Source organism: Paludisphaera soli (assembly GCF_011064595.1).
Classification (GTDB): domain Bacteria; phylum Planctomycetota; class Planctomycetia; order Isosphaerales; family Isosphaeraceae; genus Paludisphaera; species Paludisphaera soli.
Genome location: NZ_JAALJI010000002.1, coordinates 263,988 through 284,933, shown reverse-complemented (window position 1 = coordinate 284,933; position 20,946 = coordinate 263,988). Strand labels below are relative to the sequence as shown.

Genomic DNA, 20,946 nt, shown 5'->3' with positions numbered 1-20,946 from the left:
CCCAGGGCCGGCCGGCTTCGGTCGCGGGAGCTGGAGAGGATTTCCATGCAAACCATCGGAATGCTGCTGCTGGCGGCGGCCGCCACCGGCGACGGGTTCGGCTACGGCGATGCCGGGGTCGGCCTGAAGAAATGGCTGAGGCCCCACGTCGTGGCCAGCTCGCACACGCCGCCCCCGGGCGGCCCCCAGTTCAACGCCGCCACGATGGCCGGCCCCGGCGCGGGCGCCGGCGCCGCCGCGGGCCGCCGCTTCGTGAACACGCGGAGCCAGGTCTACTTCCTCGACCCCGACGGCATGAACATCAGCTGGCAGACCGGCACCGGCGGCGCCGGCGAGCGGACCTACGGCGGCGCGCCGCTGGTCGTCCCCGGCCGCTACAATTTCAACCAGGGCTACATCTACCGCCTGAAGCTCACGAACATCGCGGGCCGTCAGAACGTCGCCCTGTATCCTACGATCGAGGTCGCCCCGACCACGCCCGCCACCGACGCCTACCTGGCGCACAACGCGATCCCGGTCCAGTTCACGGCCGAGGATTTCGACCAGGTCGTCGACGGCGGCAACTTCGTCACGAAGGTCATCTACCTCCCCGATCCCAAGTATCAGGAAGTGGCCGTCTCGGGCGTCGAGACCCTGGTCTCCACCCGCCTGGAGCCCGGCGTCGACCCGATCATCGAGGCCGACAAGCGGGGCACGATCCTGCTGATCGTCCGCCTCGGCGCCATCGACCTGGAGAACTCCGCCGGCGCGGTCGGCGGCGTCCCCTCCGGCCCGGTCGTCGGCACCCCGATCGACGGCGGCGTGGTGAATCCCGCCCCGGCCCCCGCCCCCGCCCCGGCCGGCCTCGTGCCGCCGGTCACCGAGCTGCCCCCGGGCGACCTCCCGGCCGGCGTGACCGCCCCGGCGGCCTCCGAGGCCGTGCCGCTCGACGCCCCGCCCGCCCCCGGCCTGGAGCCGGTCGCGCCGGAGGCCCCCGCGCCGAACCCGGCCCCGGCCGAGGTCCCGGCTCCCGAGGCCCCGCAGTCCTGATCGCCGCCATCGCGGCGTAGGACGTCCCGAACCCGAAGGCCCCGGCGAGAGCGTACCAGCGACGCCTTCCGCCGGGGCCTTCGACGACCCAGCCGGGCCGAGCGTCCGTCCCCTTCCCTCACGAGCAAGGATCGAGGTCGATGAGTCGACACGCACAACCACTCGACCGCCGGTGGATCCGAGGCGGCCTCGTCGCGATCGCCCTGGGCCTCGCCCCGGCCTCGCGAGGGGTGGACGCGGCCCCCCAGGACGGCCCCGCCGCCCCCCCGGCGGCGGTCGTCGCCCCCGAACTCACCCCCGCGCAGCCCCTGGAGCCCGCCCCCCCGGGCCTCGACCCGGCCCCGGCCGCCCCCGCGCCGGCCGCGAACGCGCCGGGGGTCGTCACCCCCGAGGGCCACGGCACCCCCGTCAGCCCGCAGCTCGACCCGAACATCCAGGTCGTCCGGTTCCAGGGCCCCGAGGGCCTCACCGTCGAGGTCCTGGCCCCGCAGACCGTCCCGGTCAGCGTCGGCGACGGCGGCGGCATCCTGACCGCCGGCCTCCAGCGCGGCGTCGGCTACCGGCTCCGCCTCGGCGAGATCCCGAACCGGCCGGGCGCCGAGCTGTTCCCGGTCGTCGAGATCGTCGGCCACATGCACCGGCCCGCCGAGATCGACCCCGGCAAGTACCCGATCCGCGTCGTCTTCAGCGAAGAGGACCTGTGGGACGCGATCGACCGGGGCCGCCTGGTGACGAAGGTGGTCTATCTGGAAGACCCCGAGCAGGCCCTGCCGCTCAAGATGTCCAAGGACCAGATCCCGTTCGTCGAGGTCAGCCCGGCGGAGGACCCGGTCCGCGTGGCCGCCGCCCTCGGGCGCGTGGTCGCCATCGTCCGCATCGGCGGCCGTCGGCCCACGCTCGACGAGATCCAGGCCGGGGCGACCGGCGACCTGGCGCTCGACCGCCTGGCCGCCCCCTCGGCCGGACGCTGTCCGTTCTCCTGCGGGCCCGTCCCCTGCACGCTCCCCAGCGGCCCGGCCTGTCCGCCGCTTGAGCCCGGGAACCGCCCCGTGCTGCCGCGCGACGAGTATCTCTGCGACGGCGGCGACCACGGCGTGAAGGCCGGCATCGGCGCCGGCGGCGCGCTCCAGGGGGTCGACGCCCGCGACGCCGTCGTCCGCTTCGACGTGGGGATCGACCGCTATCCCGACCCCAAGGTCCTGCCCACCAACCGGGTCTGCATCTACGCCCCCCGGTTCGCCGAGGTCAAGGTGAGCACGGGGACCATCGAGAACGTCGAGATCCACGGCGTGAACCTCAACACGCTGACCCAGAAGCCCTCCCAGGCCGAGAAGACCGACGACATCCGTCGCCTGGTCCAGAACCAGGCACCCGAGATGGCCCGCGACCGCCGCCGCGTGCAGGCCGCCCGCGGCGAGGTCTACGCCGGCGAGACCGCCGACGTCCGGGGCGCGATGGGCTACGGCAACGTGCAGCAGGCGAAGATCGGCTCGCAGGCCCAGGCCGTCGGGACCGAACGTCGCCGCCAGGCCCCGGTCGTCGCCCGCGATAAGGTGAGGCTCTCGGGCATCAAGACGGCCGAATCCCCCGTGATCGCCGACCTGGTGCAGGGGACCGGCGAGGTGATCCGCAGCCAGCCGACGCTGGAGATGACCGGCGTGGAGACGCCCCCCAACCGCCCCGGCCTGGCCGTGGTCAAGCGGGTGGACGTCACCGAGGCCGAGCCGGGCGACATGGTCACCTACGCCATCGCCTACCGCAACATGGGCAACACGCCGATCCGCTCGGTCAGCATCGTCGACAGCCTCCTGCCCAGGCTGGAGTACGTCGCCGGCACCGCGAAGGGCCCCAAGGGCGCGGCCTTCTCCGTCGCCGAGAACCAGGCCGGTTCCACCGAGCTGCGCTGGGACCTCCGCGAGACCATCCCCCCGGGCGCCTCGGGCTACGTCTCCTTCCAGGCGGTCGTCCGCTGATCCTCTCCACGAGATCGTTACCCCCGACGGGGGCCCCCTCGGCCGATCACCGGCCTTCGGCGGCCCCCGTCGTCGCGCGCCGGGGCCGCCGATTTGCTGGATCGACCGCGACGGTCGTGCCGATAAGACGGACGGCGACGGCGGTCCCCGATCGACCGAGCTCGCCCGCCCCGAGGATCCAGGATGCCCCGCCCCCGCCGAATCCGCCGAAGTCGTCGGAGCTGGCCGCTCGCCTTCGGGTCGAGGCTGGCGGGGCTCGTCCTCGGGCTGGCCGCGCTCACGCCGGTCGCCGCCCAGTCGCCCTCGCCGCCGCCGGGCGTCGCCGAGGTGGTGGATCAGCTCGCCCGCCGCCTGGAAGAGTTGGAGCGGCGCAACGCCGCATTGGCCGATCAGAACGCCTCGCTCAACAGGCGCGTCGACGAGCTGAACCAACGGTTAGAGCAGGTCGAGCCGGCACCGGACCCGGTGGTCGAGATCGCGCCGCTCGGCGACCTGCCGACGGCCCACGTCGCCCCTCCGTCGCCGGTCCCGAATCCGGCCTCCGCCGGCCTGGGCTCGGCCTTCGCGGAGCCCCCGCCCCGGCCGAAGTTCCGGGTGGGCGAGTACGACGAGGAACTCGGCGCGTTCGTCCTGGTCCGCGCGTCGGACGCTCAGCGCACGCCGTTCGAGCTGCGGTTCGACGTCATCACGCAGGCCCGCTACATGAACTTCGCGCGGAGCCGCGAGGCCTGGTTCGACGCCGCGGGCGAGCGTCAGGAGATTCGCAACTTCGACTCGTTCGAGGTGGCCCGCAACTTCCTGATGTTCTCGGGATTCGCCATCGACCCGAAGCTCCAGTTCACGGCCATCATGTTCTCGTCGACCTCGATCAACGACACGGTGTACCTGGGCTGGATCAACTACCGCTTCAGCAAGGCGTTCGACCTCCGCGTCGGCAACTGGCTCCTCCCGGGCACGCGCGAGTGGTACGAGCCCTTCCGCTACACGCTGGGCTCCGACCGGCTCATGGCGACCACCTTCTTCCGGCCCAACATCAGCCCGGGGATCTGGGCCCAGGGCGAGCCGGTCGACGGCTTCAATTACGTCGCCATGCTGGCGAACTCGCTGAGCCGATTCTCGCAGGGGCTGGGGACCCGCGTCGGCTCGTCGCTGGCCTTCGGCGGGACGGTCTGGTGGGAGCCGACCGACGACTTCGGCTTCGGCGTGTCGGACTTCGACGGCCACGAGCACCGCAGCTATCGTTTCGGGACCAACATCAACCTCGCCCACGAGTCGAACCAGGGCTTCACCCTGGCCTCGATCCGGAATCCGGAGGACACGCTGATCCGCCTCTCCGACGGAACGCCGCTGTTCCGCCCCGGCGTCCTCGCACCCGGGGTTGAGCTGGCCTCGACCGACGTCCAGCTCTGGACGATCGACGCGGCGATGAAGTATCGCGGGCTGGGGATCTCGGGTGAATACTTCTTCCGCTGGCTCAACGGCTTCCGCGTTGTGGGCGGGCGATCCCCCTACGACGACTTCTTCGACCACGGCGGCCTGCTGCAGGCCGGCTACTTTCTGAAGCCGCGCAAGCTCGAAGCCTTCGCGCGGACCTCATACGTCACCGGCCGGTTCGGCGGCGGCACGGAGTATGGCGGCGGGCTCAACTGGTATCCGCGATGGACCCGGACCTGGAGGACGACCTTCGAGGTGCTTCGGGTCAGCGGCTCCCCCGCGCAGAACTTCATCACCGGCTACCGCGCCGGCGAGACGGGAACCTTGTTCCAGCTCCAGTGGCTCACCGACTTCTGAGCGCCGGAGATCAGGGAGCGGCCGGCTTCGCCCCCGCCAGCAGCTCGAGCAGGGCCTGGATGCCGGCCTTGGCCACCTCGGCGTCCTGGTCGCCGGAGCCGCCGCCGACGCCGACCGCGCCGATGATCTGGCCCTCGAAGACGACCGGCACGCCCCCCTTGAGCGCCGTCAGCTTGCCCCCCGAGGCGGCGGCCGCGGCGGGCACGCTCAGGCTGAGGAGCAGGTCGGGCTCGCCCTTGGGGGGGAGCGGGCCGGACTCCTGGCGGAAGGTCGCCGCGGCGACGGCCTTCGTCAGCGCCGTCTGGCCGCTGGCCGGCCGCGCCCCGTCCATCCGCGCGAACGCCAGCAGGTGCCCGCCGGAGTCCACGACCGCCAGGTTCATCGCCAGGCCGAGCGACTTCGCCTTGGCCTGGGCGGCCTTCAGGATCGACTCGGCCCCGGCGAGGTTCAGCTCGATCCGGCCCCGCGTGACGAGCGGCGGCTCGGCCGGCTTCGCCTCCTGGGCCCGGGCGATCGGGACGGCGAACAGCGAGGCGAGGGCGCAAAACGCGAGCGGGCGCAGGCGGGCGATGGGCATACGATCCTCGACGGCGGGGAGGGGGGGATCGGGGCGGAATCGTCGACGGATCAGACCTCGACGGCCGTATACAGCGGGTCGATGACCTCGCCGGAGCAGAGCTGGAGCGGGCGGCCGAGGCGGTCGCGGAGTTCCACGGCCGGGTCGATGCCGAGGGCCTTGTAGACGGTGGCGGCGAGGTCGGGGGGGCCGAAGGTCTTGGTGACCGAGTAGGCCCCGAGCTTGTCCGACTTGCCGATCACCTGGCCGCCGACGACCCCCGCGCCGGCGAAGACCGCCGGGAAGACCGCCGGCCAGTGGTCGCGGCCCGGGACGGCGCCCGGCGTGAGCTGCGAGATCCTCGGCGTGCGGCCGAATTCGCCGAGCATGACCACCAGGGTCTCGTCCAGCAGCCCCCGGGCCTTGAGGTCGTCGAGCAGGGTCGACACCGCGCGGTCGAGGGCGGGGAGCAGTTCGTCCTTAAGCCTCGGGAAGTTGCCGACGTGGGTGTCCCAGGTCTGCACGATCCCCATCGTCGCCTGGACCACCGGCACACCGATCTCGACGAGCCGCCGCGCGATCAGGAGCGAGCGGCCGAAGACGTGGCTTCCATAGCGATCCACCAGCCTGGGGTCTTCCTGGCCCGGGTCCAGCGCCCGGCCGACCGTGCTGTTGCAGAGCATCGCCAGCGCGGCGTCCTGCTGGTCCACGAAGGCGTCGCCGGCGACGGGAGCCGCCGAGGTCTGCGTCAGCAGGTGGCGGCGGCGGTGCAGCCGCTCCGGGTCGAGCCCTTCGGGCAGGGTCAGGCTGTCGTCGCGGGCTTCGGGCTTGTTCGGGTCCAGGCGGAGTTGCCAGGGGTCGTTGCGGGGGCCGAGGAACCCGGCGTCCTGGCCGGGCCAGGTCAGCGGACCCTCGATCAGCTTGAGGGGGAGGGCGACGCCGTTCGGGATCCCCTCTTGCCGGGAGCGCAGGTGGTCGACGACCGCCGCGTAGCAGGGGAAGTCGTCGCGCGAGGCCACCCGGTCCAGGTCGCTCGCCCCGCGCGGGAATGAGGGCTTCCCAGTCAGGACGTGGTGGACGGCGACCAGGTGATTCCCCTCCGGATGCGACATCGACCTCACGACCGCCAGGTCCTGGGCCCGCGCCGCGAGGCGGGGCAGGTGCTCGCAGAAGTGGACGCCGGGGACGGCCGTCTGGATCGGGTTGAACTCGCCCCGGATGCCGTCGGGCGAGTCGGGTTTCATGTCGAACGAGTCGTGCTGGCCGAGCCCGCCGCTGAGCAGGATCACGATCACGGACTTGGCGCGTCCGGTCGCCCCCGCCGCGGCCGAGGCCTTGCGAGCCGCGAGCAGGCCCGGCAGAGACATCCCCAGAAGGCCCGAGCCCCCCACCTGGACGAACCCGCGCCGGGTCATCCGCGAGCCGACCGATTCCCGTTCCCGTCGCTGGCCCATCGCCGTCGCCCTCGTCAGAGAAGGAATCCCCATCGCGAGCGGGGCTCGGGCGGGCCCGGCCCCAATCGCGAAGCGTCGTAAAGTTTAACATTTGATGGCGACGATGCCAAGAGGGGAGCCGGGCCCGCGCGGCTTCGCGAGACGATTGTTGAATAATCCTTGAAAGGCGGGTATGTTGCGGTTGTGCCGGGGCTCCGGGCGCAGGCGTCTCCTCCAGCAAGTCGGGCGAGGTGAGCGATGATCCGTGTCCTCGGCGGTCCCAAGCGTTTGTGCGACGGCCTGACCCGGCGCGACCTGCTCCAGGTGGGGTCGCTCGGCCTCCTCGGGGCGGGCCTCGGCGCGGGGCGGGGCGGGCTGGCGGCGACGGCGGCCTCGTCGACGGCCGGGCTGCCGGGCTTCGGCCGGGCGAAGTCCTGCATCCTGCTCTTCCTCTACGGGTCGCACAGCCAGATCGAGACGTTCGACCCCAAGCCCGACGCCCCCTCGCAGATCCGGGGCGAGTTCGGGCACATCCCCACCAGCGTCCCGGGCCTCGACATCTGCGAGGGCCTGCCCAACCTGGCCCAGGTGATGGACAAGGTCACGGTCGTGCGGTCGGTCTCGCACCTGTACCCGGTCCACGGCGTCGCCTACGCCACGACCGGCAACCCGGTCGTCCCGCTGGCGATGGAGCTGAGCCCGCGCGACCCGTCCCACTGGCCCTACATCGGCTCGGTCGTCGACTACATCGACGGCGAGCGCGCCCGGGCCGTCGGCGACAAGCCCGAGGTCCCGCGCAACCTGCAACTGCCGTTCGCCTTCAGCAGCCAGCGGATCGGCGAGGTCGCCCGCGCCGGTCCGTACGGCGGCTTCCTCGGCCAGGCTTACGACCCGATCTGCACCGAGTTCCTCGGCGCCGGCACGAAGAAGGCCCAGAAGACGCTCGCCAAGCTCGCCTGGGACGATTACGAGCTGTATCGGGGCGTCACCCCCGAGAGCCGATTCCAGATCAACGGCGTCAGCGGGGCGAACGAGGGCGTGACCCTGGACCAGCTCGACCGCCGCCGCTCGCTGCTCCAGCAGCTCGAGGACGCGCGCCGGGCCGCCACCCCCGGATCGCCCGGGGCCGACCGCCATCGCGAGACGGCCTACCGGATGATCCAGTCGCCCACGTTCCGCCAGGCGTTCGACCTCGACCTGGAGTCCTGGGACACCCGGGCCCTCTACGGCATGAACCTGTTCGGCCAGGCGACGCTCACCGCCCGTCGGCTCGTCGAGGCCGGCGGCCGGTTCGTCTCGGTCTTCTGGGACGAGTACGGCCTGGCCGGCACCGGCTGGGATACCCACTGGGACCACTTCCCGCGCATGAAGGACGAGCTGCTGCCGGGCCTCGATCGGACCCTCTCGGGCCTGATCCTGGACCTCGACCGCCGGGGGATGCTCGACGAGACGCTCGTCGTCCTCCTGAGCGAGCACGGCCGCACCCCGCAGATCGGCAACGTCCAGGGCGGGGGCCGCGACCACTGGTCGCGCTGCTACTCGATCGTCATGGCCGGCGGCGGCATCGCCCGGGGCCAGGTCGTCGGCAAGTCCGACAAGATCGGCGGCGACGTGGTCGACCGCCGCGTCTCGCCGAAGGACGTGCTCGCCACGATGTACCACCTGCTGGGCATCGACCCGAACACGATGATCCAGGATCGCCTCGGCCGCCCCCTGCCGCTCGTCGCCGAGGCCGAGGTCATCCCCGAAGTCCTCGCCTGACGACGGGGCTTCGGTTCAGGGGAGGATCGCGGCGACGTCCAGGCGTCCCCAGGCGGCGCCGTCGACGATCAGGTCGATCGCGCCGTCGTCGGCGACGACGCTCGTCGCCGTGTAGCGGCCGTCGCGGGGCTCCCCATAGACCTCGACGCGACGCCCGGCCAGGTCGACGACCCAGTAGGCCGGGATCCCCGCCCCGGCGTAGAGGTCCCGCTTCTCGCCGCGATCCCTCGCCAGGCTCGAATCCGCGACCTCGACGATGAGGACGACGTCCGAGGGTTGAGGGTGGCGGCCCGTGTAGTCCCGGATCCCGCCCCTCACGATCGCCAGGTCGGGCTCCGGCTCGCTGTATTTCGGCAGGCGGATCGGGCCTTCGCTGCGGATCTTGAAGCCCTTCGGCGCAAGCTTCTCGAGCTCGTCGCGGCACAGCTCGGTGCAGGTGTGGTGGGGCGGGCTCTTCGTCATCTTCCTGACGAGCACTCCATTCAGCAGTTCGATCCGATCGTCGCCGTCGAGGCCGCCGAGTTCGACCATCTTCTCGTAAAGGTCGATCGGGATGCGGAAGATCTCTTCGGCCGAGGGCAACTGAGAGGAATGCGCCGTGGGGCTGACGGTCGACATCGTGAGGGCCTCCAGGGTGGATGCTCCAGTATCCGCTGTCGAGAGGCCCCGAGGCAACCGGATCGGGCGGCCGCTCGTCAGCCGCCCACGGGGATCGTCAGCAGCGGGCCGCCGGTCCTGGCCTCGGCGTCTTCGAGGGAGACCAGGATCTCCAGGATGGCCAGGATGGAGCGGCTGTTGACGTCGTTCTCGGGGATGAAGAACCAGTGGTCTCGGTAGTGGACGGCGACCTCGGCGTGACGGGGGCGGTGCTTGGACGACCGGACGAAGAAGTTGCCGGCGGTGACCCGCGTCCAGTCGAAGGGCCGGCCCTCGGGCCCCGGGGTGTTGGGAGCGACCTCCCCCTCGACGTGCACCTCGGGGACGCAGACCCCCTTGGAGAGGAAGATCATGATCTGGAGGATCGATCGCATGTGGAGATAGATCGTCTCCTCCCCCTCGTCGAGCGTCCGCGAGGCCTCGAGCGCGTTCTCGGCCAGGTCGGACTTCACCCGGTAGCCGGACAGGCCCGGCCGGAGCTTGAAAATCCGCGCGGCTTCGAGCATCTCGGGCGATTGGATGTACTCCGGGCGCACCTTCAGGACCAGGCCCTTGTCGCGCTTCAAGAGGGAGTACTGACCCTGGCCCTTGTGGCGGTAGACGTAGCCCTTCTCGGCGGCGTTGAGGAGGTCGTCGCCCCCCAGGCCCTCCGGCGTGATCGGGTCGGAAGCGTTCGTCTCGTCTTCCTGCTCGCCGATCCGCAGCTCGATGGCCTTCCGATGATAGAGGTCCGCCAGGAGGCGGATCCCGCGGAGGTATTCGGCGTTGTCGTCCGGCACCTTGGAGACCATCAGCGCGGCCTGGGGGGCATTGGGGACGTCATTGATGTCGTCGATCGTCGTGAGCATGAGCTGCTCGAAGTTGGCGCCGGCGTTGACCACGCTGAACAGCTCGGCCGAGAGCGGAGTCAGCAGGCTCCGCGCCACCTCCTTGCCCTCGCGGGGTCGAAAGCTGAGCGTGGGGCTGTCGCGGGCGACCAGCTCTCCGGTCCCGATGTTGGCGACGCCCGGGTACTGGTTCCCCCGCCCCCCCAGGAAGCTCGCCGTGCCGGCCATCTCGAACTGGCTGGTGATGCTCGGCAGGTCGATCAGCACCGGCGAGTCCGCGTACCGGAGCCGCACGATGTTCATCAGCAGCTGCTCGTCGTTCGTGGCCCGGATCGCCTCGTTGTACTTCATCCGGGTCGATCGCAGCGCGTTCGGGCCCAGGCAGCCGCTCGCCGAGGCGAGCAACACGGCCGCGAGCAAGACGTGCGACGGCCGGCGGCGAGGCCGGACCATGGGGGACCGGAAGGCCATGGACGACAAACCCCCGATGCGCGAGGCGACGAAGTCGGCGATCCGCACGGCGAATCCCGCACGGTCGTTATCGTCCGTCGATCGCGAAAACACGATGAAATCCGCAAGGTCGGCGCGTCCCGGTCGGTCGGGGATCGTCCTATAATGATTTTTAATGGGCGGCGCGGCGTGTCCTCGCACGCCCGGGTGGAGTAGTCTGGAGTCCTTGTCGGAGCCCTTCCGGGGCGTTCGAGACGGAACGAGGCCCGGGACGACCCGGACGTGTCGACGCACCGATCCGTCGAGCCGGCCCCCCGCGGATCTCCCCGGGCCTGGTCGCCGGGTGAGGGGTCGGTTGGGTCGAACGTCCCCGGAACCTTCGAGGTATCTCCATGCCGCGCCTGCTTGTCGTCGAAGATCAGCCGAAGTTGCTCCAGAGCCTCGAACGCGGGCTTCGCGAGGAAGGTTTCGAGGTCCTCACGTCGTCCGACGGCCACGACGCCTACGAGCAGGCCAGCACCAACGTGGTCGACGCCGTCATCCTGGACCTGATGCTCCCCAAGCGTGACGGCATGGACGTCCTCCGGGGCCTCCGGTCCGAGGGCTTCTCCAAGCCCGTTTTGATCCTCACCGCGCGGGACGAGGTCGAGGCGCGGGTGGAGGGCCTGGACTCGGGCGCCGACGACTACCTCGTCAAGCCGTTCGCGTTCGTGGAGCTGCTGGCGCGGGTCCGGGCCCTGATCCGCCGCGACGTCCTGAGCCGCGACCTCTGCTTCCAGGCCGACGACCTGGAGATGAACCTCGTCGGCCGCAGCGTGGTCCGCGGGGGCGTCGAGATCGACCTCACCCGCCGCGAGTTCGAACTCCTGGAGTTCCTGCTGCGCAACAAGAACTCCCCGGTCACCCGCGAGATGATCGCCCGCGAGGTGTGGAAGGAGGGGACCGGGACCCTGACCAACACCATCGACGTCTACATCACCCTGCTCCGCAAGAAGATCGAGAAGCCCGACCGGCCCACCTTGATCCACACCGTGCGCGGGGTCGGCTACGTCCTGAAGGACGCGGGATGACCCGCCTGAACATCCGATGGCGGCTGACCCTCTGGTACGGGGCCGTCCTGGCCGCCGTCCTGGTCATCTTCGCCGCGACCGTCGACCTGCTGATGATCCGCCTGCTCCAGTCGCGGACCGACCGCAACCTCGACGTCCAGATGGCGGTCATCGAGGGCCAGATCGGCCGGGCCGAGAACCCGGAGGTGCTCCGCGAGCAGCTGGTCTGGCAGTTTGCGATCCACCCCGTCTTCGAGATGCAGGTCACGGAGGACGGCAACGACGCCTGGCTGCGATCCGAGCGGATCGTGGAGGCCGGCCTCCCCGCGCCGGAGACGCCCCCGGGCCCGGACGGCGAGGTGGTCTACGAGGACGTGCTGATCCCCGGCCTGGGCCACTGTCGGATGCTCAGCAAGGCGATCCACACCCCCTACGCCGCGCTCCTGGTGCAGGTCGCCCTCGACACGGAGATGAACGCGAAGCACCTGCGGCAGCTCCGCGACGTCTTCCTGTATACGGGCCCGGCCCTGCTCTTCGCCGCGCTCGGCTGCGGCTATCTGCTGGCCCGCAAGGCGCTCGCCCCGGTGGATCGGCTGGCCGTCGAGACCGACCAGATTACGGCCACCCGGCTCGATCGACGGCTCGCCGCCCCCAACCCCGACGACGAGCTGGGCCGCCTGGCCCGGACGCTCAACGGCATGATCGCGCGGCTCGAACGCTCGTTCGGCGAGATCCAGCGGTTCACCGCCGACGCCGCCCACGAGCTGCGCACCCCGCTCGCCGCCCTCCGCAACGAGGCCGAGGTGACCCTCCGCACCGAGCGCGATCCGGCCGAGTATCGGCGGACCTTGGAGAGCATGCTGGAAGAGATCGAACACCTCACCCGGCTGACCGAGAACCTCCTGTTCCTCTGCCGGGAGGACGCCCTGGTCAAGCCCTCGTTCGAGGACGTCCGGCTCGACCTCCTCGTGCGCGACGTGACCGACCACATGCGGGCCGTGGCCGCCGAGGCCGACCAGGACCTCGTCCTGGTCGAGCCGACGCCCGCCTGCGTCGCCCAGGGGGACCGCGACCAGCTCCGTCGCCTGCTCTTCAACCTGATCGACAACGCGGTGAAGTACACGCCGGCCGCCGGCGTGATCCGCGTGGGCCTGGAGTTCCGCCACGAGCACGCCACGCTCTACGTCGAGGACGACGGGATCGGCATCGCCCCGGAGCACCGGCCCCACATCTTCAAGCGGTTCTACCGCATCGACTCGGCCCGCCCCCGGAAGTCGAGCGCCACCGGGCTCGGGCTGTCGATCTGCCTCGCCGTGGCCAAGGCGCACCACGGCGAGATCGACGTCCGGAGCGAGCCCGGGGTCGGCACCCGGGTCACCTTCACGCTCCCCGCCCGGGCTTTCGAGCCCGGCGGCCGGGACGCGCCCGAGCCGGCCGTCGCCCGCGACCGCTGATCGCCCCGCCGCTCAGCGCGGCAGCGTGTACAGGCCCAGGTGCTCCAGCATGTCCTGGATCCAGGGGTTGCTCCAGGGCCCTCGCATCGCGTAGCCGACCGACGCGACCGAGACGAAGAGCGCCAGCACGGCGAGCCGCCGCGCCCACGGACGGGCCGCGATCGCGTCGAGGGCCGTCGGCAGCATCAGGAGCCAGAACGGGATCATCCAGAAGAGCCAGCGCAGCCCCTGGGCCGAGCCGCCGTAGTTCCGCGCCTTCGGATTCCACGTGTAGAAGGCCAGCAGGACGATGGTCAGCGCCAGGGTCAGCCAGGCCGCCGCCGTCGTCGGCCCCCGCCTTCGCAGGAGCCCGAACAGCCCGAAGGCGGCCACCAGGAAGATCGGCGTGCTCGACCAGAACCCGTGGTGGCCCAGCGTCATGTGGAACAGGTACTTGGCGTACGTCTCGCCCGCGATCCCCCGCCGGGCCGCCTCCTCGGGGTCGGTCCACGGGAGGTTCAGCGAGTCCAGCTCCAGGGGGGTCTTCCAGAGGCTCCCCTCGAACTTGTAGGCGTCGGTCCCGAACTCCTCGTACGCCAGCTTGAACTCCCCGAACGCCGCGTACTGGCAGGCGACCAGGGCCAGGAGCGGCGCCGCCGCAAACGGCGCGTACCACGCCAGCGCCTTCGCCGGGAACCGCGACAGGAGCGCGAGCCCCAGCAGCCCCGCGAACGCCAGCGCCGGCAGCTCGTTCGTCGCCGTGAAGCCGGCGAGCAGGCCGAGCAGGGCGAACCGCCCCGCGCCGACGGACCCCCCGTCCCAGATCTTCAGGAACTGGTCGAGCGCGAAGAACGCCGCGAACGCCGCGATCGTGTGGTTGTTGAGCGTCTGGGTGTACGGCAGCAGGTAGGTGCCGAAGGCCGCCGCGAACAGGCAGTAGGCCCACGCCCAGTCGGTTTTCGCGCGGCGGTCGAGGATCCGGCCGAAGAGGACGAGGAAGCCCCAGAACGGCACGATGTTCAGCAGGATCAACACCGGTTTGAAGTAGAAAATGTACACCGGCCACTTCACCGGCTGGTCGGGGGTGGTCAGGACGCCCATCACGCGGCCGGGGCGGTCCGGGTCCGGGACCTGGCTCCAGCGCGGCTCGCGCTGCTGGAGCGCCACCCGGTCGAGCGGCACGCCCGAGATCATCCGAGCCGGGTAGAGCAGCCCGGCGATCAGGGTCGGCAGGAGCGCCGGCTTGCTGGAGTAGTAGTGCTTGACCGGCTCGCCGTCCTCGCCGACCCGGGGCGGGTCGGCCGGGATCTGGACCTTGTCCTGGGTCTCGTGGTGCCAGGGGCATTCGTCGATGACGTAGGTCCCGCGTTCCAGCAGGCTCCAGACCGTGCACCAGCGCGAGATGTCGTTGGCGCCCATCATCGTCGGCTGGCGGAGCAACGACCCCAGCGCCAGCGCCGTGGCCGTCGCGATCAGGAGCGTCCCCAGGACGCGCCGGGCTTCGGTGCGGGGGGCCGGGGCCGGGGCTTCGGCGAGGGGCTCGGGCCCGGGGGCGAGGGGGTCGGCGGTGCTCATGGTTCGTCAGGCTTCCGGTTGCGAGGGGGCCGTGGGGACCGCCGCGACGCGGTCCGCCGGGCTCGGGCCGACGGGACGGATGGTCTCGGCGATGCTGTAGGTGTCGTCGGCGCGGATGCCGTAGGAGGTCACCAACTCGGCCAGGAACCCCAGGCTGAACAGCTGCGCCCCCACCAGGAGCAGGGCCATCGAGTAGAAGAGCAGGGGGCGGGTGCCGATCGGATGGGGGTCGGCCTGCCAGAAGTTGGCGAACCAGACGAAGGCCAGGTAGAGCATCCCGGCCACGCCCACGGTCGACAGGATCAGCCCCGAGGCCCCGATGACGTGCAGCGGGCGCTGGCGGAACCGCGTCAGGAAGACGACCGTGAACAGGTCCAGCAGCCCCTTGAGGAACCGGGTGAAGCCGTACTTCGACTTCCCGAACTCGCGAGGCCGATGGTTCACCTCGATCTCGCCGACGCGGAACCCCTTGGCGAACGCCAGCGCCGGGACGAAGCGGTGCAGCTCGCCGTAGATGCCGACCTCGCGGAGCACCTCGGCCCGATACGCCTTGAAGCCGCAGTTGTGGTCGTGCAGCCGGCAGCCGGTCAGGTGGCTGACCAGGGCGTTGAAGACCCGACTGGGGTACACCTTGTGCCAGGGGTCGTGCCGGGTCCGCTTCCAGCCGCTGACCACGTCCAGCCCGGAGTCGATCCGTTCGAGGAACCGGGGGATCTCCGCCGGGTCGTCCTGCAGGTCGGCGTCGAGCGTGAAGACGCGATCGCCGAGCGCGGCCTGGAAGCCGGCCGTCAGGGCCGACGCCTTGCCGAAGTTGCGGCGGAAGCGGATCGCCCGGACCCGGGGGTCGCGCGCCGCGAGTTCCGCGACGGCCCGCCACGAGCCGTCGCGACTGCCGTCGTCCACGAACAGGAACTCGACCTCCGCCCCCAGCTTCGCGAACGCGGCGTCCAGCTCGCGGTGCAGGGGGGCGAGGCTCTCCTCCTCGTTGTAGACCGGGACCACGACGCTGATCATGGCGCCTCCGACATCGGCACGGACTCCTGCAAGACCTCGGCGGCGACGGCCTCGGATTCGGGTTCGTTCGGCTTCGCGGGCCGCCCCAGCGGCCCCAGGACCAGGGCCGCCAGCGCCTCGACGGCGACCCAGACCAGCCGCAGCATCAGGGCGGCGGCCACGGCGCGCCCCGGTCCGAATGCCGGCCCCAGGGCGTACATGAGGACGCTCTCCCGCACGCCCAGGCCGCCCGGCGCGACGGCCACCACGAACCCAGCCACCGTCGCCAGGGCCACGCTCGCCACGGCCACCGGGATGACCGTCAGGTCCAGCTCCGGCGAACCCATCCCCGACAGCCCCTTCGCGGCGGCCACCTGGCTCAGGCCCAGGAACAGCCACGAGATCCCCGTGAGCGCCAGCCCCCGCGCCATCAGGCCCCAGGTGAAGTCCGACAGCGCGTCGACCCCCATCCCCGGGACCTTCCTCGCGAACACGCCCGCGAGCCGCCGGAACACCGGAGGGGCGACCACCGTCAGGAAGGCCGCCGACAGGCCGCCGGCGATGAGGGCGAAGAGGACGAACGCGCGGACCTCGCGGAAGCCCAGAACCTCGCGGTCGAGCGCGATCACCGGCGAGTCCCCGCCGGACGCGAAGATCAGGGCCGCGATCAGGGCGCCCGACGCCATCATCACCAGCGTCTCGTAGAACGTCGCCACCGCCGAGGTGGAGGCGCGGGCCCCGTAGGGCGTCGACAGCGCGGCCCGCATCACCACGACGACGGCCTTGCCCGGCACGTATTTCCCCAGGTGGCTGATCAGGTACGCCCGGACGGCCGGGAAGAGGCCGATCGGCGTCGGGCTCGCCGTCAGGACGTCGCGATAGAAGGCCCCGCAGAGGACGAGGCCGATGAGGTAGGCTAGCCCCGAGAGGGCCAGCCACCACGGCTCGATCCGCGGCGTCGCGCCGTCGCGCGAGAGTTCGTCCCAGGTCCGGGCGACGTGCCGGCCGACGCCCCAGAACACGAGGACCGCCACCGCCGCCTTCAAGGCGCGGATCGCCGGCTTGCGCCAGCCGGCCGGGCTCGGTGGGGGGGTGGGGTTCACGAGGGGGACTCGGCACGCGGAGGGGGGCGCGGGCCGCACACGCGGCGTCGCGGTCGGCTATCAAGGTACCGGCGCCCCCGGAACCGGGCAACCCCGGAGGGGCCCTCGCGGCGCCCCCGGGGATTCGCCGAGCGCCCCTCGCCCGCGCGCCGGCGGCGGGCTATGATCGTGGGGGTCGACGAACGACCCCTTTCCTGAGAAAGCGAGGCTCCCCGATGCAGGCGTGGCTGGCGCGGTACATCGAGGCCCAGCACCGGGCCCTGGATTCGATCCCCCTGGACGCCGTCGAGCGCGTCGTCGCGACGGTCCGTCGCGCCTGGGAGGAGGATCGCCAGATCTTCGTGATCGGCAACGGCGGCAACGCCGCCAGCGCGTCGCACTTCGCGACCGACCTGGGGAAGGGGGCCAGCGACGCCCTCGGCCGCCGGTTCCGCGTCATCACCCTGGCCGACAACGTCGCCTGGCTCACCGCGATCGGCAACGACTACTGCTACGAGGACGTCTTCGTCCGGCCCCTGGAGAACTACGCCCGCCCCGGCGACGTGCTGATCGGCTCCAGCGTCAGCGGCAACTCGCCGAACCTCGTCAAGGCGTTCGCGTGGGCCCGCGACCGCGACCTGCGGACCATCGCCTTCGTCGGCGAGAAGAAGGGGGGCATGGCCCCGCTCGCCGAGGAGACGATCGTCGTGGCCGACGGCCACTACGGCCGGGTCGAGGACGTCCAGATGACCCTGTACCACCTGATCTGCTACGCGTTCATGGAAATAAAGGAGACGGCGTGACGCCCGCGAGCCCGACCTTCGAAGGCGAAGTCATCCTGCTGCCGTCGTTCGCCCCCCGACCGGCGATCAGCCGCGTCCTGTTCGACTTCGACGGCACGCTGTCGCTGGTCCGCCAGGGCTGGCCCGAGGTCATGGTCCCGATGTTCGTCGAGATGCTCCCCGCGCTCGACGGCGAGTCCGACGAGGACCGCCGCCGGCTGGCGTTCGAGGACATCATGCACCTCAACGGCAAGCAGACCATCTACCAGATGATCCAGCTCGCCGAACGGATCCGCGAACGCGGCGGCCATCCCCACGACCCGCTCTGGTACAAGCACGAGTATCTCCGACGCCTCGACGACCGGATCTCCCACCGGCTCGAAGGGCTCAAGGACGGCTCCATCAAGCCCGACGACCTGCTCGTCCACGGCTCGCGCGAGCTGCTGGAGGACCTGACCCGCCGCGGCCTGACCCTCTACCTGGCCAGCGGCACCGACGAGCCGTTCGTCCGCCGCGAGGCCGAGCTGCTCGACGTGACCCGCTACTTCGGCCCCCACATCTACGGCGCGCAGGACGACTACAAGACGTTCTCGAAGAAGATGGTGATCGAGCGGATCCTCCGCGAGAACGCGATCCGGGGCGAGGAGCTGCTCTCGTTCGGCGACGGCTACGTCGAGATCCAGAATACCAAGGAGGCCGGCGGCCTGGCCGTCGCCGTCGCCAGCGACGAGGCCGCCAACGGCTCGGGCCGGATGGACGCCTGGAAGCGCGAGCGACTCACGGGCGTCGGCGCCGACGTCGTCATCCCCGACTATCGCGACGCGAAGCCCCTGCTGGAGCGGATCCTGGGATCATGAACACCCGACCGCTCGACCTGGAACGCCTCCGCGTCTACCCGCTCGAACAGCGCCGCAGCCTGACGACCGTCGAGGACGTCCTCCTCGACCCCGACGCCGAGCCGAAGCCCGTCTCCGGCGCCTCCGCCCTCCAGATCGCCGAGTGCGCCCGGCGCATCCGACGCGCCCGCGAGCTGGGCGGCGGCGTGATGCTGATCTACGGCGCGCACCTGCTCCGGAACGGGGCCGCGTCGATCCTGGGCCGGATGATGGAGAAGGAGTGGATCACCCACCTGGCGACCAACGGCGCCGGCACGATCCACGACTGGGAGTACGCCTGGCTCGGCCGCTCCACCGAGAGCGTTCGCGAGAACGTCCCCCTCGGCGCGTTCGGCTCCTGGGACGAGACCGGCCGCAACATCCACCTGGCGCTCCTCGCCGCCGGCCTCCGCGGCGAGGGCTACGGCGTCGGCCTCGGCCGCCTCATCGTCGAGGACGGCGTCGACCTGCCGTCGCCCGCCGAGCTGGAGCGGGCCCTCCGCGACGAGCCCGCCCACCCGCTCGCCCCCGCCAGGGCCGACGCCCTACGCGCCATGAAGGCGCACGGCCTCCCCGGCGGCCGGATCGCCGTCGAGCACCGTTGGAAACACGCGTCGATCCTGGCGCAGGCGTTCCGGCACAAGATCCCGATGACCGTCCACCCCGGCATCGGCTACGACATCATCGCCAACCACCCCATGTTCAACGGGGCCGCGATCGGTCGCGCCGCGGAGCACGACTTCCGTCTGTTCGGCGGCTCGGTGGAGACGCTCGACCACGGCGTCGTCCTCTCGGTCGGCTCGGCGATCATGGGGCCCCAGGTCTTCGAGAAGAGCCTGAGCTGCGTGAACAACCTCCGGCTCCAGGACGGCCGGCCGATCGTCGCCGACCATTCCATCTACGTCGTCGACCTGCAGGACGGCGGCGGCTGGGACTGGACGACGGGGGAGCCCCCGAAGTCGAACCCGGCCTATTACCTGAGGTTCTGCAAGAGCTACGCCCGCATGGGGGGCGAGATGCACTACCTCCAGTGCGACAACGCGGCCTTCATCCACAACCTCTATCGCCAGGTGATTTCATGACCCCGGAACGGTTCGGGGAGATCGCCTCCCTCTACCACGGCCTCCGCATCGCCGTCGTCGGCGACTTCTGCCTCGACCGCTACCTGGAGATCGACCCCGCCCGCGCCGAGACCTCCATCGAGACCGGCCTGCCGGTCTACAACGTCGCCAACGTCCGGGCGCAGCCGGGGGGGGCCGGCACGGTCCTCAACAACCTGGTCGCGCTGGGCGTCGGCCGGATCGAGGTCGTCGGCTTCCGCGGGGCCGACGGCGAGGGCTACGAACTCCAGCGAGGGCTCGAATCGTCGCCGAGCGTCTCGACCGAGCACTTCCTGACGGCCCAGGACCGACGCACCTTCACCTACTGCAAGCCCCTGATCGTCCGCCCCGGCGAGGTCCCCGTCGAGTTGAACCGGCTGGATACGAAGAACTGGACGCCCACGCCGAAGCTGCTGGAGCTTCGCCTGATCGAGAGCCTGCGGGCCGTCGCGGCCCGCTGCCACGCGATCATCGTGCTGGAGCAGGTCGATGCGGCCGAGACCGGCGTGGTGACGCGCGGGCTCCTGGAGGCGATCGACGCCCTGACCGACGAGCACCCCCGGCTCCTCTTCCTGGCCGACTCGCGCCGGGGGCTTCGCGGCTGGCCGGGCGTCGGCCTGAAGATGAACGCGGCCGAGCTGGCGGCCATGCTCGACCGCCCTCGCGTCGAGTCGATCGACGAGGTGAAGGGGGCCACGCTCCAGCTGGCCCGGGGATCGGGGCGGCCGGTGTTCGTCACCCTGGCGGAGCGCGGGATCGTCGCGGCCGAGCCCGAGGGGCAGGTGGTGCACGTCGCTGCCCTGCCCGTCCGCGGGCCGATCGACGTCGTCGGGGCGGGGGATTCGGTGACCGCCAACCTGGCCGCGGCGCTCGCGGCCGGGGCGACGCTGCGCGAGGCGGTCGAGCTGGCGGCCGTCGCCTCGTCGGTCGTCGTACACCAGGTCGGCACCACGGGCGTCGCGACGGTCGACGACCTGGCGACCCTGCTGGATCGGATCCCCGCGTCGTGAGCGGCCACCCCGCCGCGATCGATCCCGACCGGCTCGCCGCCGAGTGCGACTTCAAGACGACTCGGCGGTCGGGCCCCGGCGGCCAGAACCGCAACAAGGTCGAGACGGCCGTAATCCTCACCCACCGGCCGACCGGGATCGTCGCCGAGGCCTCCGAGCGCCGTTCCCAGGGCGAGAACCGCCGCGAGGCCTTGTTCCGGCTCCGCCTCAAGCTGGCCCTCGAAATCCGGACCCCCGCCGATGCCGCGCCCAGCGCCCTCTGGGCGTCCCGCCTGCGAGGCGGCCGGATCGTCGTCAGCCCCGAGCACGACGACTTCCCCGCGCTCGTGGCCGAGGCGCTCGACCGGCTCGCCGCGAGCGACGACGACGTGAAGGCCGCCGCGACGGCCCTCGGCTGCTCCGCGACCCAGCTCGTCAAGCTGCTCGCCGCCGAGCCCCGCGCCCTCGGACAGGTCAACGCCCGACGCTCCGCGCGAGGCCTGCATCCGCTGCGCTGACCGCCCGTCTCGGCCTTGTGTCGATCGCCGGACGGACGTATGGTGAGGGGAGCCACCGACGGCGCAAACCCCC

At 71.4% G+C, this 20,946-nt stretch carries 18 protein-coding genes; 11 read left to right on the top strand and 7 right to left on the bottom strand.

Features of this window, described 5'->3' with window-relative positions; all coding sequences use genetic code 11:
- Window positions 1–45 precede the first annotated feature (45 nt).
- From G6O68_RS04060 to G6O68_RS04050, 3 genes are all read left to right on the top strand, one after another.
- Complete coding sequence (locus G6O68_RS04060; RefSeq protein WP_165245083.1) at window positions 46–1,029, top strand: hypothetical protein; 984 nt, start codon at window positions 46–48, stop codon at window positions 1,027–1,029.
- A 140-nt stretch (window positions 1,030–1,169) separates the two neighbouring features.
- On the top strand, window positions 1,170–3,002 hold the full coding sequence (locus G6O68_RS04055) for a DUF11 domain-containing protein (protein ID WP_165245081.1): 1,833 nt from the start codon (window positions 1,170–1,172) through the stop codon (window positions 3,000–3,002).
- 183 nt (window positions 3,003–3,185) lie between these two features.
- Window positions 3,186–4,793 (top strand): hypothetical protein, encoded by a 1,608-nt coding sequence (locus tag G6O68_RS04050; protein ID WP_165245079.1) that lies wholly within the window; start codon window positions 3,186–3,188, stop codon window positions 4,791–4,793.
- Window positions 4,794–4,803: 10 nt separating this feature from the next.
- Here the strand turns inward: G6O68_RS04050 and G6O68_RS04045 are convergent, their stop codons facing one another.
- Window positions 4,804–5,370, bottom strand: coding sequence for a GlcG/HbpS family heme-binding protein (locus G6O68_RS04045; RefSeq protein WP_165245077.1), 567 nt, complete (start codon window positions 5,368–5,370; stop codon window positions 4,804–4,806).
- A gap of 50 nt (window positions 5,371–5,420) precedes the next feature.
- Window positions 5,421–6,803, bottom strand: a complete 1,383-nt coding sequence (locus G6O68_RS04040; RefSeq protein WP_165245075.1) for a DUF1501 domain-containing protein — start codon at window positions 6,801–6,803, stop codon at window positions 5,421–5,423.
- 237 nt (window positions 6,804–7,040) lie between these two features.
- On the opposite strand from G6O68_RS04040, the gene G6O68_RS04035 reads away from it, so the two are divergent.
- Window positions 7,041–8,543, top strand: a complete 1,503-nt coding sequence (locus tag G6O68_RS04035; RefSeq protein ID WP_165245073.1) for a DUF1501 domain-containing protein — start codon at window positions 7,041–7,043, stop codon at window positions 8,541–8,543.
- A 15-nt stretch (window positions 8,544–8,558) separates the two neighbouring features.
- Here the strand turns inward: G6O68_RS04035 and G6O68_RS04030 are convergent, their stop codons facing one another.
- Both G6O68_RS04030 and G6O68_RS04025 read right to left on the bottom strand, forming a co-directional pair.
- On the bottom strand, window positions 8,559–9,161 hold the full coding sequence (locus tag G6O68_RS04030) for a Uma2 family endonuclease (protein ID WP_165245071.1): 603 nt from the start codon (window positions 9,159–9,161) through the stop codon (window positions 8,559–8,561).
- 77 nt (window positions 9,162–9,238) lie between these two features.
- Entirely contained in the window at window positions 9,239–10,591 is a 1,353-nt protein-coding gene (locus G6O68_RS04025) for a hypothetical protein (RefSeq protein WP_240911030.1), read from the bottom strand.
- A 278-nt stretch (window positions 10,592–10,869) separates the two neighbouring features.
- Between G6O68_RS04025 and G6O68_RS04020 the strand changes: the two genes are divergently transcribed.
- Window positions 10,870–11,547 carry a response regulator transcription factor gene (locus G6O68_RS04020; RefSeq protein ID WP_165245069.1) on the top strand — a complete coding sequence of 226 codons (678 nt, stop codon included), beginning with the start codon at window positions 10,870–10,872 and terminating at the stop codon, window positions 11,545–11,547.
- A complete protein-coding gene (locus tag G6O68_RS04015) occupies window positions 11,544–12,980 on the top strand; it encodes an ATP-binding protein (RefSeq protein ID WP_165245067.1) in 1,437 nt (478 codons plus the stop codon). Before G6O68_RS04020 ends, G6O68_RS04015 begins: the two co-directional genes overlap by 4 nt.
- Before the next feature lie 12 nt (window positions 12,981–12,992).
- Here G6O68_RS04015 and G6O68_RS04010 read toward each other — a convergent pair whose 3' ends face one another.
- The 3 genes from G6O68_RS04010 to G6O68_RS04000 are packed head-to-tail and all read right to left on the bottom strand — an operon-like array spanning window position 12,993 to window position 16,630.
- A complete protein-coding gene (locus tag G6O68_RS04010) occupies window positions 12,993–14,534 on the bottom strand; it encodes a hypothetical protein (protein WP_206108008.1) in 1,542 nt (513 codons plus the stop codon).
- A gap of 6 nt (window positions 14,535–14,540) precedes the next feature.
- Window positions 14,541–15,548 carry a glycosyltransferase family 2 protein gene (locus tag G6O68_RS04005; RefSeq protein ID WP_165245065.1) on the bottom strand — a complete coding sequence of 336 codons (1,008 nt, stop codon included), beginning with the start codon at window positions 15,546–15,548 and terminating at the stop codon, window positions 14,541–14,543.
- Window positions 15,545–16,630, bottom strand: a complete 1,086-nt coding sequence (locus tag G6O68_RS04000) for a lysylphosphatidylglycerol synthase transmembrane domain-containing protein (protein ID WP_165245063.1) — start codon at window positions 16,628–16,630, stop codon at window positions 15,545–15,547. The genes G6O68_RS04005 and G6O68_RS04000 overlap by 4 nt, the downstream gene beginning before the upstream one ends.
- A gap of 215 nt (window positions 16,631–16,845) precedes the next feature.
- Between G6O68_RS04000 and G6O68_RS03995 the strand changes: the two genes are divergently transcribed.
- Genes G6O68_RS03995 through G6O68_RS03975 form a run of 5 tightly spaced genes read left to right on the top strand, consistent with a single transcriptional unit; the run spans window position 16,846 to window position 20,873 of the window.
- Complete coding sequence (locus tag G6O68_RS03995; protein WP_165245061.1) at window positions 16,846–17,412, top strand: D-sedoheptulose-7-phosphate isomerase; 567 nt, start codon at window positions 16,846–16,848, stop codon at window positions 17,410–17,412.
- Window positions 17,409–18,248, top strand: a complete 840-nt coding sequence (locus G6O68_RS03990; protein WP_165245059.1) for an HAD family hydrolase — start codon at window positions 17,409–17,411, stop codon at window positions 18,246–18,248. The genes G6O68_RS03995 and G6O68_RS03990 overlap by 4 nt, the downstream gene beginning before the upstream one ends.
- Complete coding sequence (locus G6O68_RS03985; RefSeq protein ID WP_165245057.1) at window positions 18,245–19,348, top strand: hypothetical protein; 1,104 nt, start codon at window positions 18,245–18,247, stop codon at window positions 19,346–19,348. Before G6O68_RS03990 ends, G6O68_RS03985 begins: the two co-directional genes overlap by 4 nt.
- Window positions 19,345–20,376: a bifunctional heptose 7-phosphate kinase/heptose 1-phosphate adenyltransferase gene (locus tag G6O68_RS03980; protein WP_165245055.1), complete on the top strand. Its 1,032-nt coding sequence runs from the start codon at window positions 19,345–19,347 to the stop codon at window positions 20,374–20,376. Before G6O68_RS03985 ends, G6O68_RS03980 begins: the two co-directional genes overlap by 4 nt.
- A complete protein-coding gene (locus G6O68_RS03975; RefSeq protein WP_165245053.1) occupies window positions 20,373–20,873 on the top strand; it encodes a peptide chain release factor family protein in 501 nt (166 codons plus the stop codon). The genes G6O68_RS03980 and G6O68_RS03975 overlap by 4 nt, the downstream gene beginning before the upstream one ends.
- The last annotated feature ends 73 nt before the right edge of the window (window positions 20,874–20,946 follow it).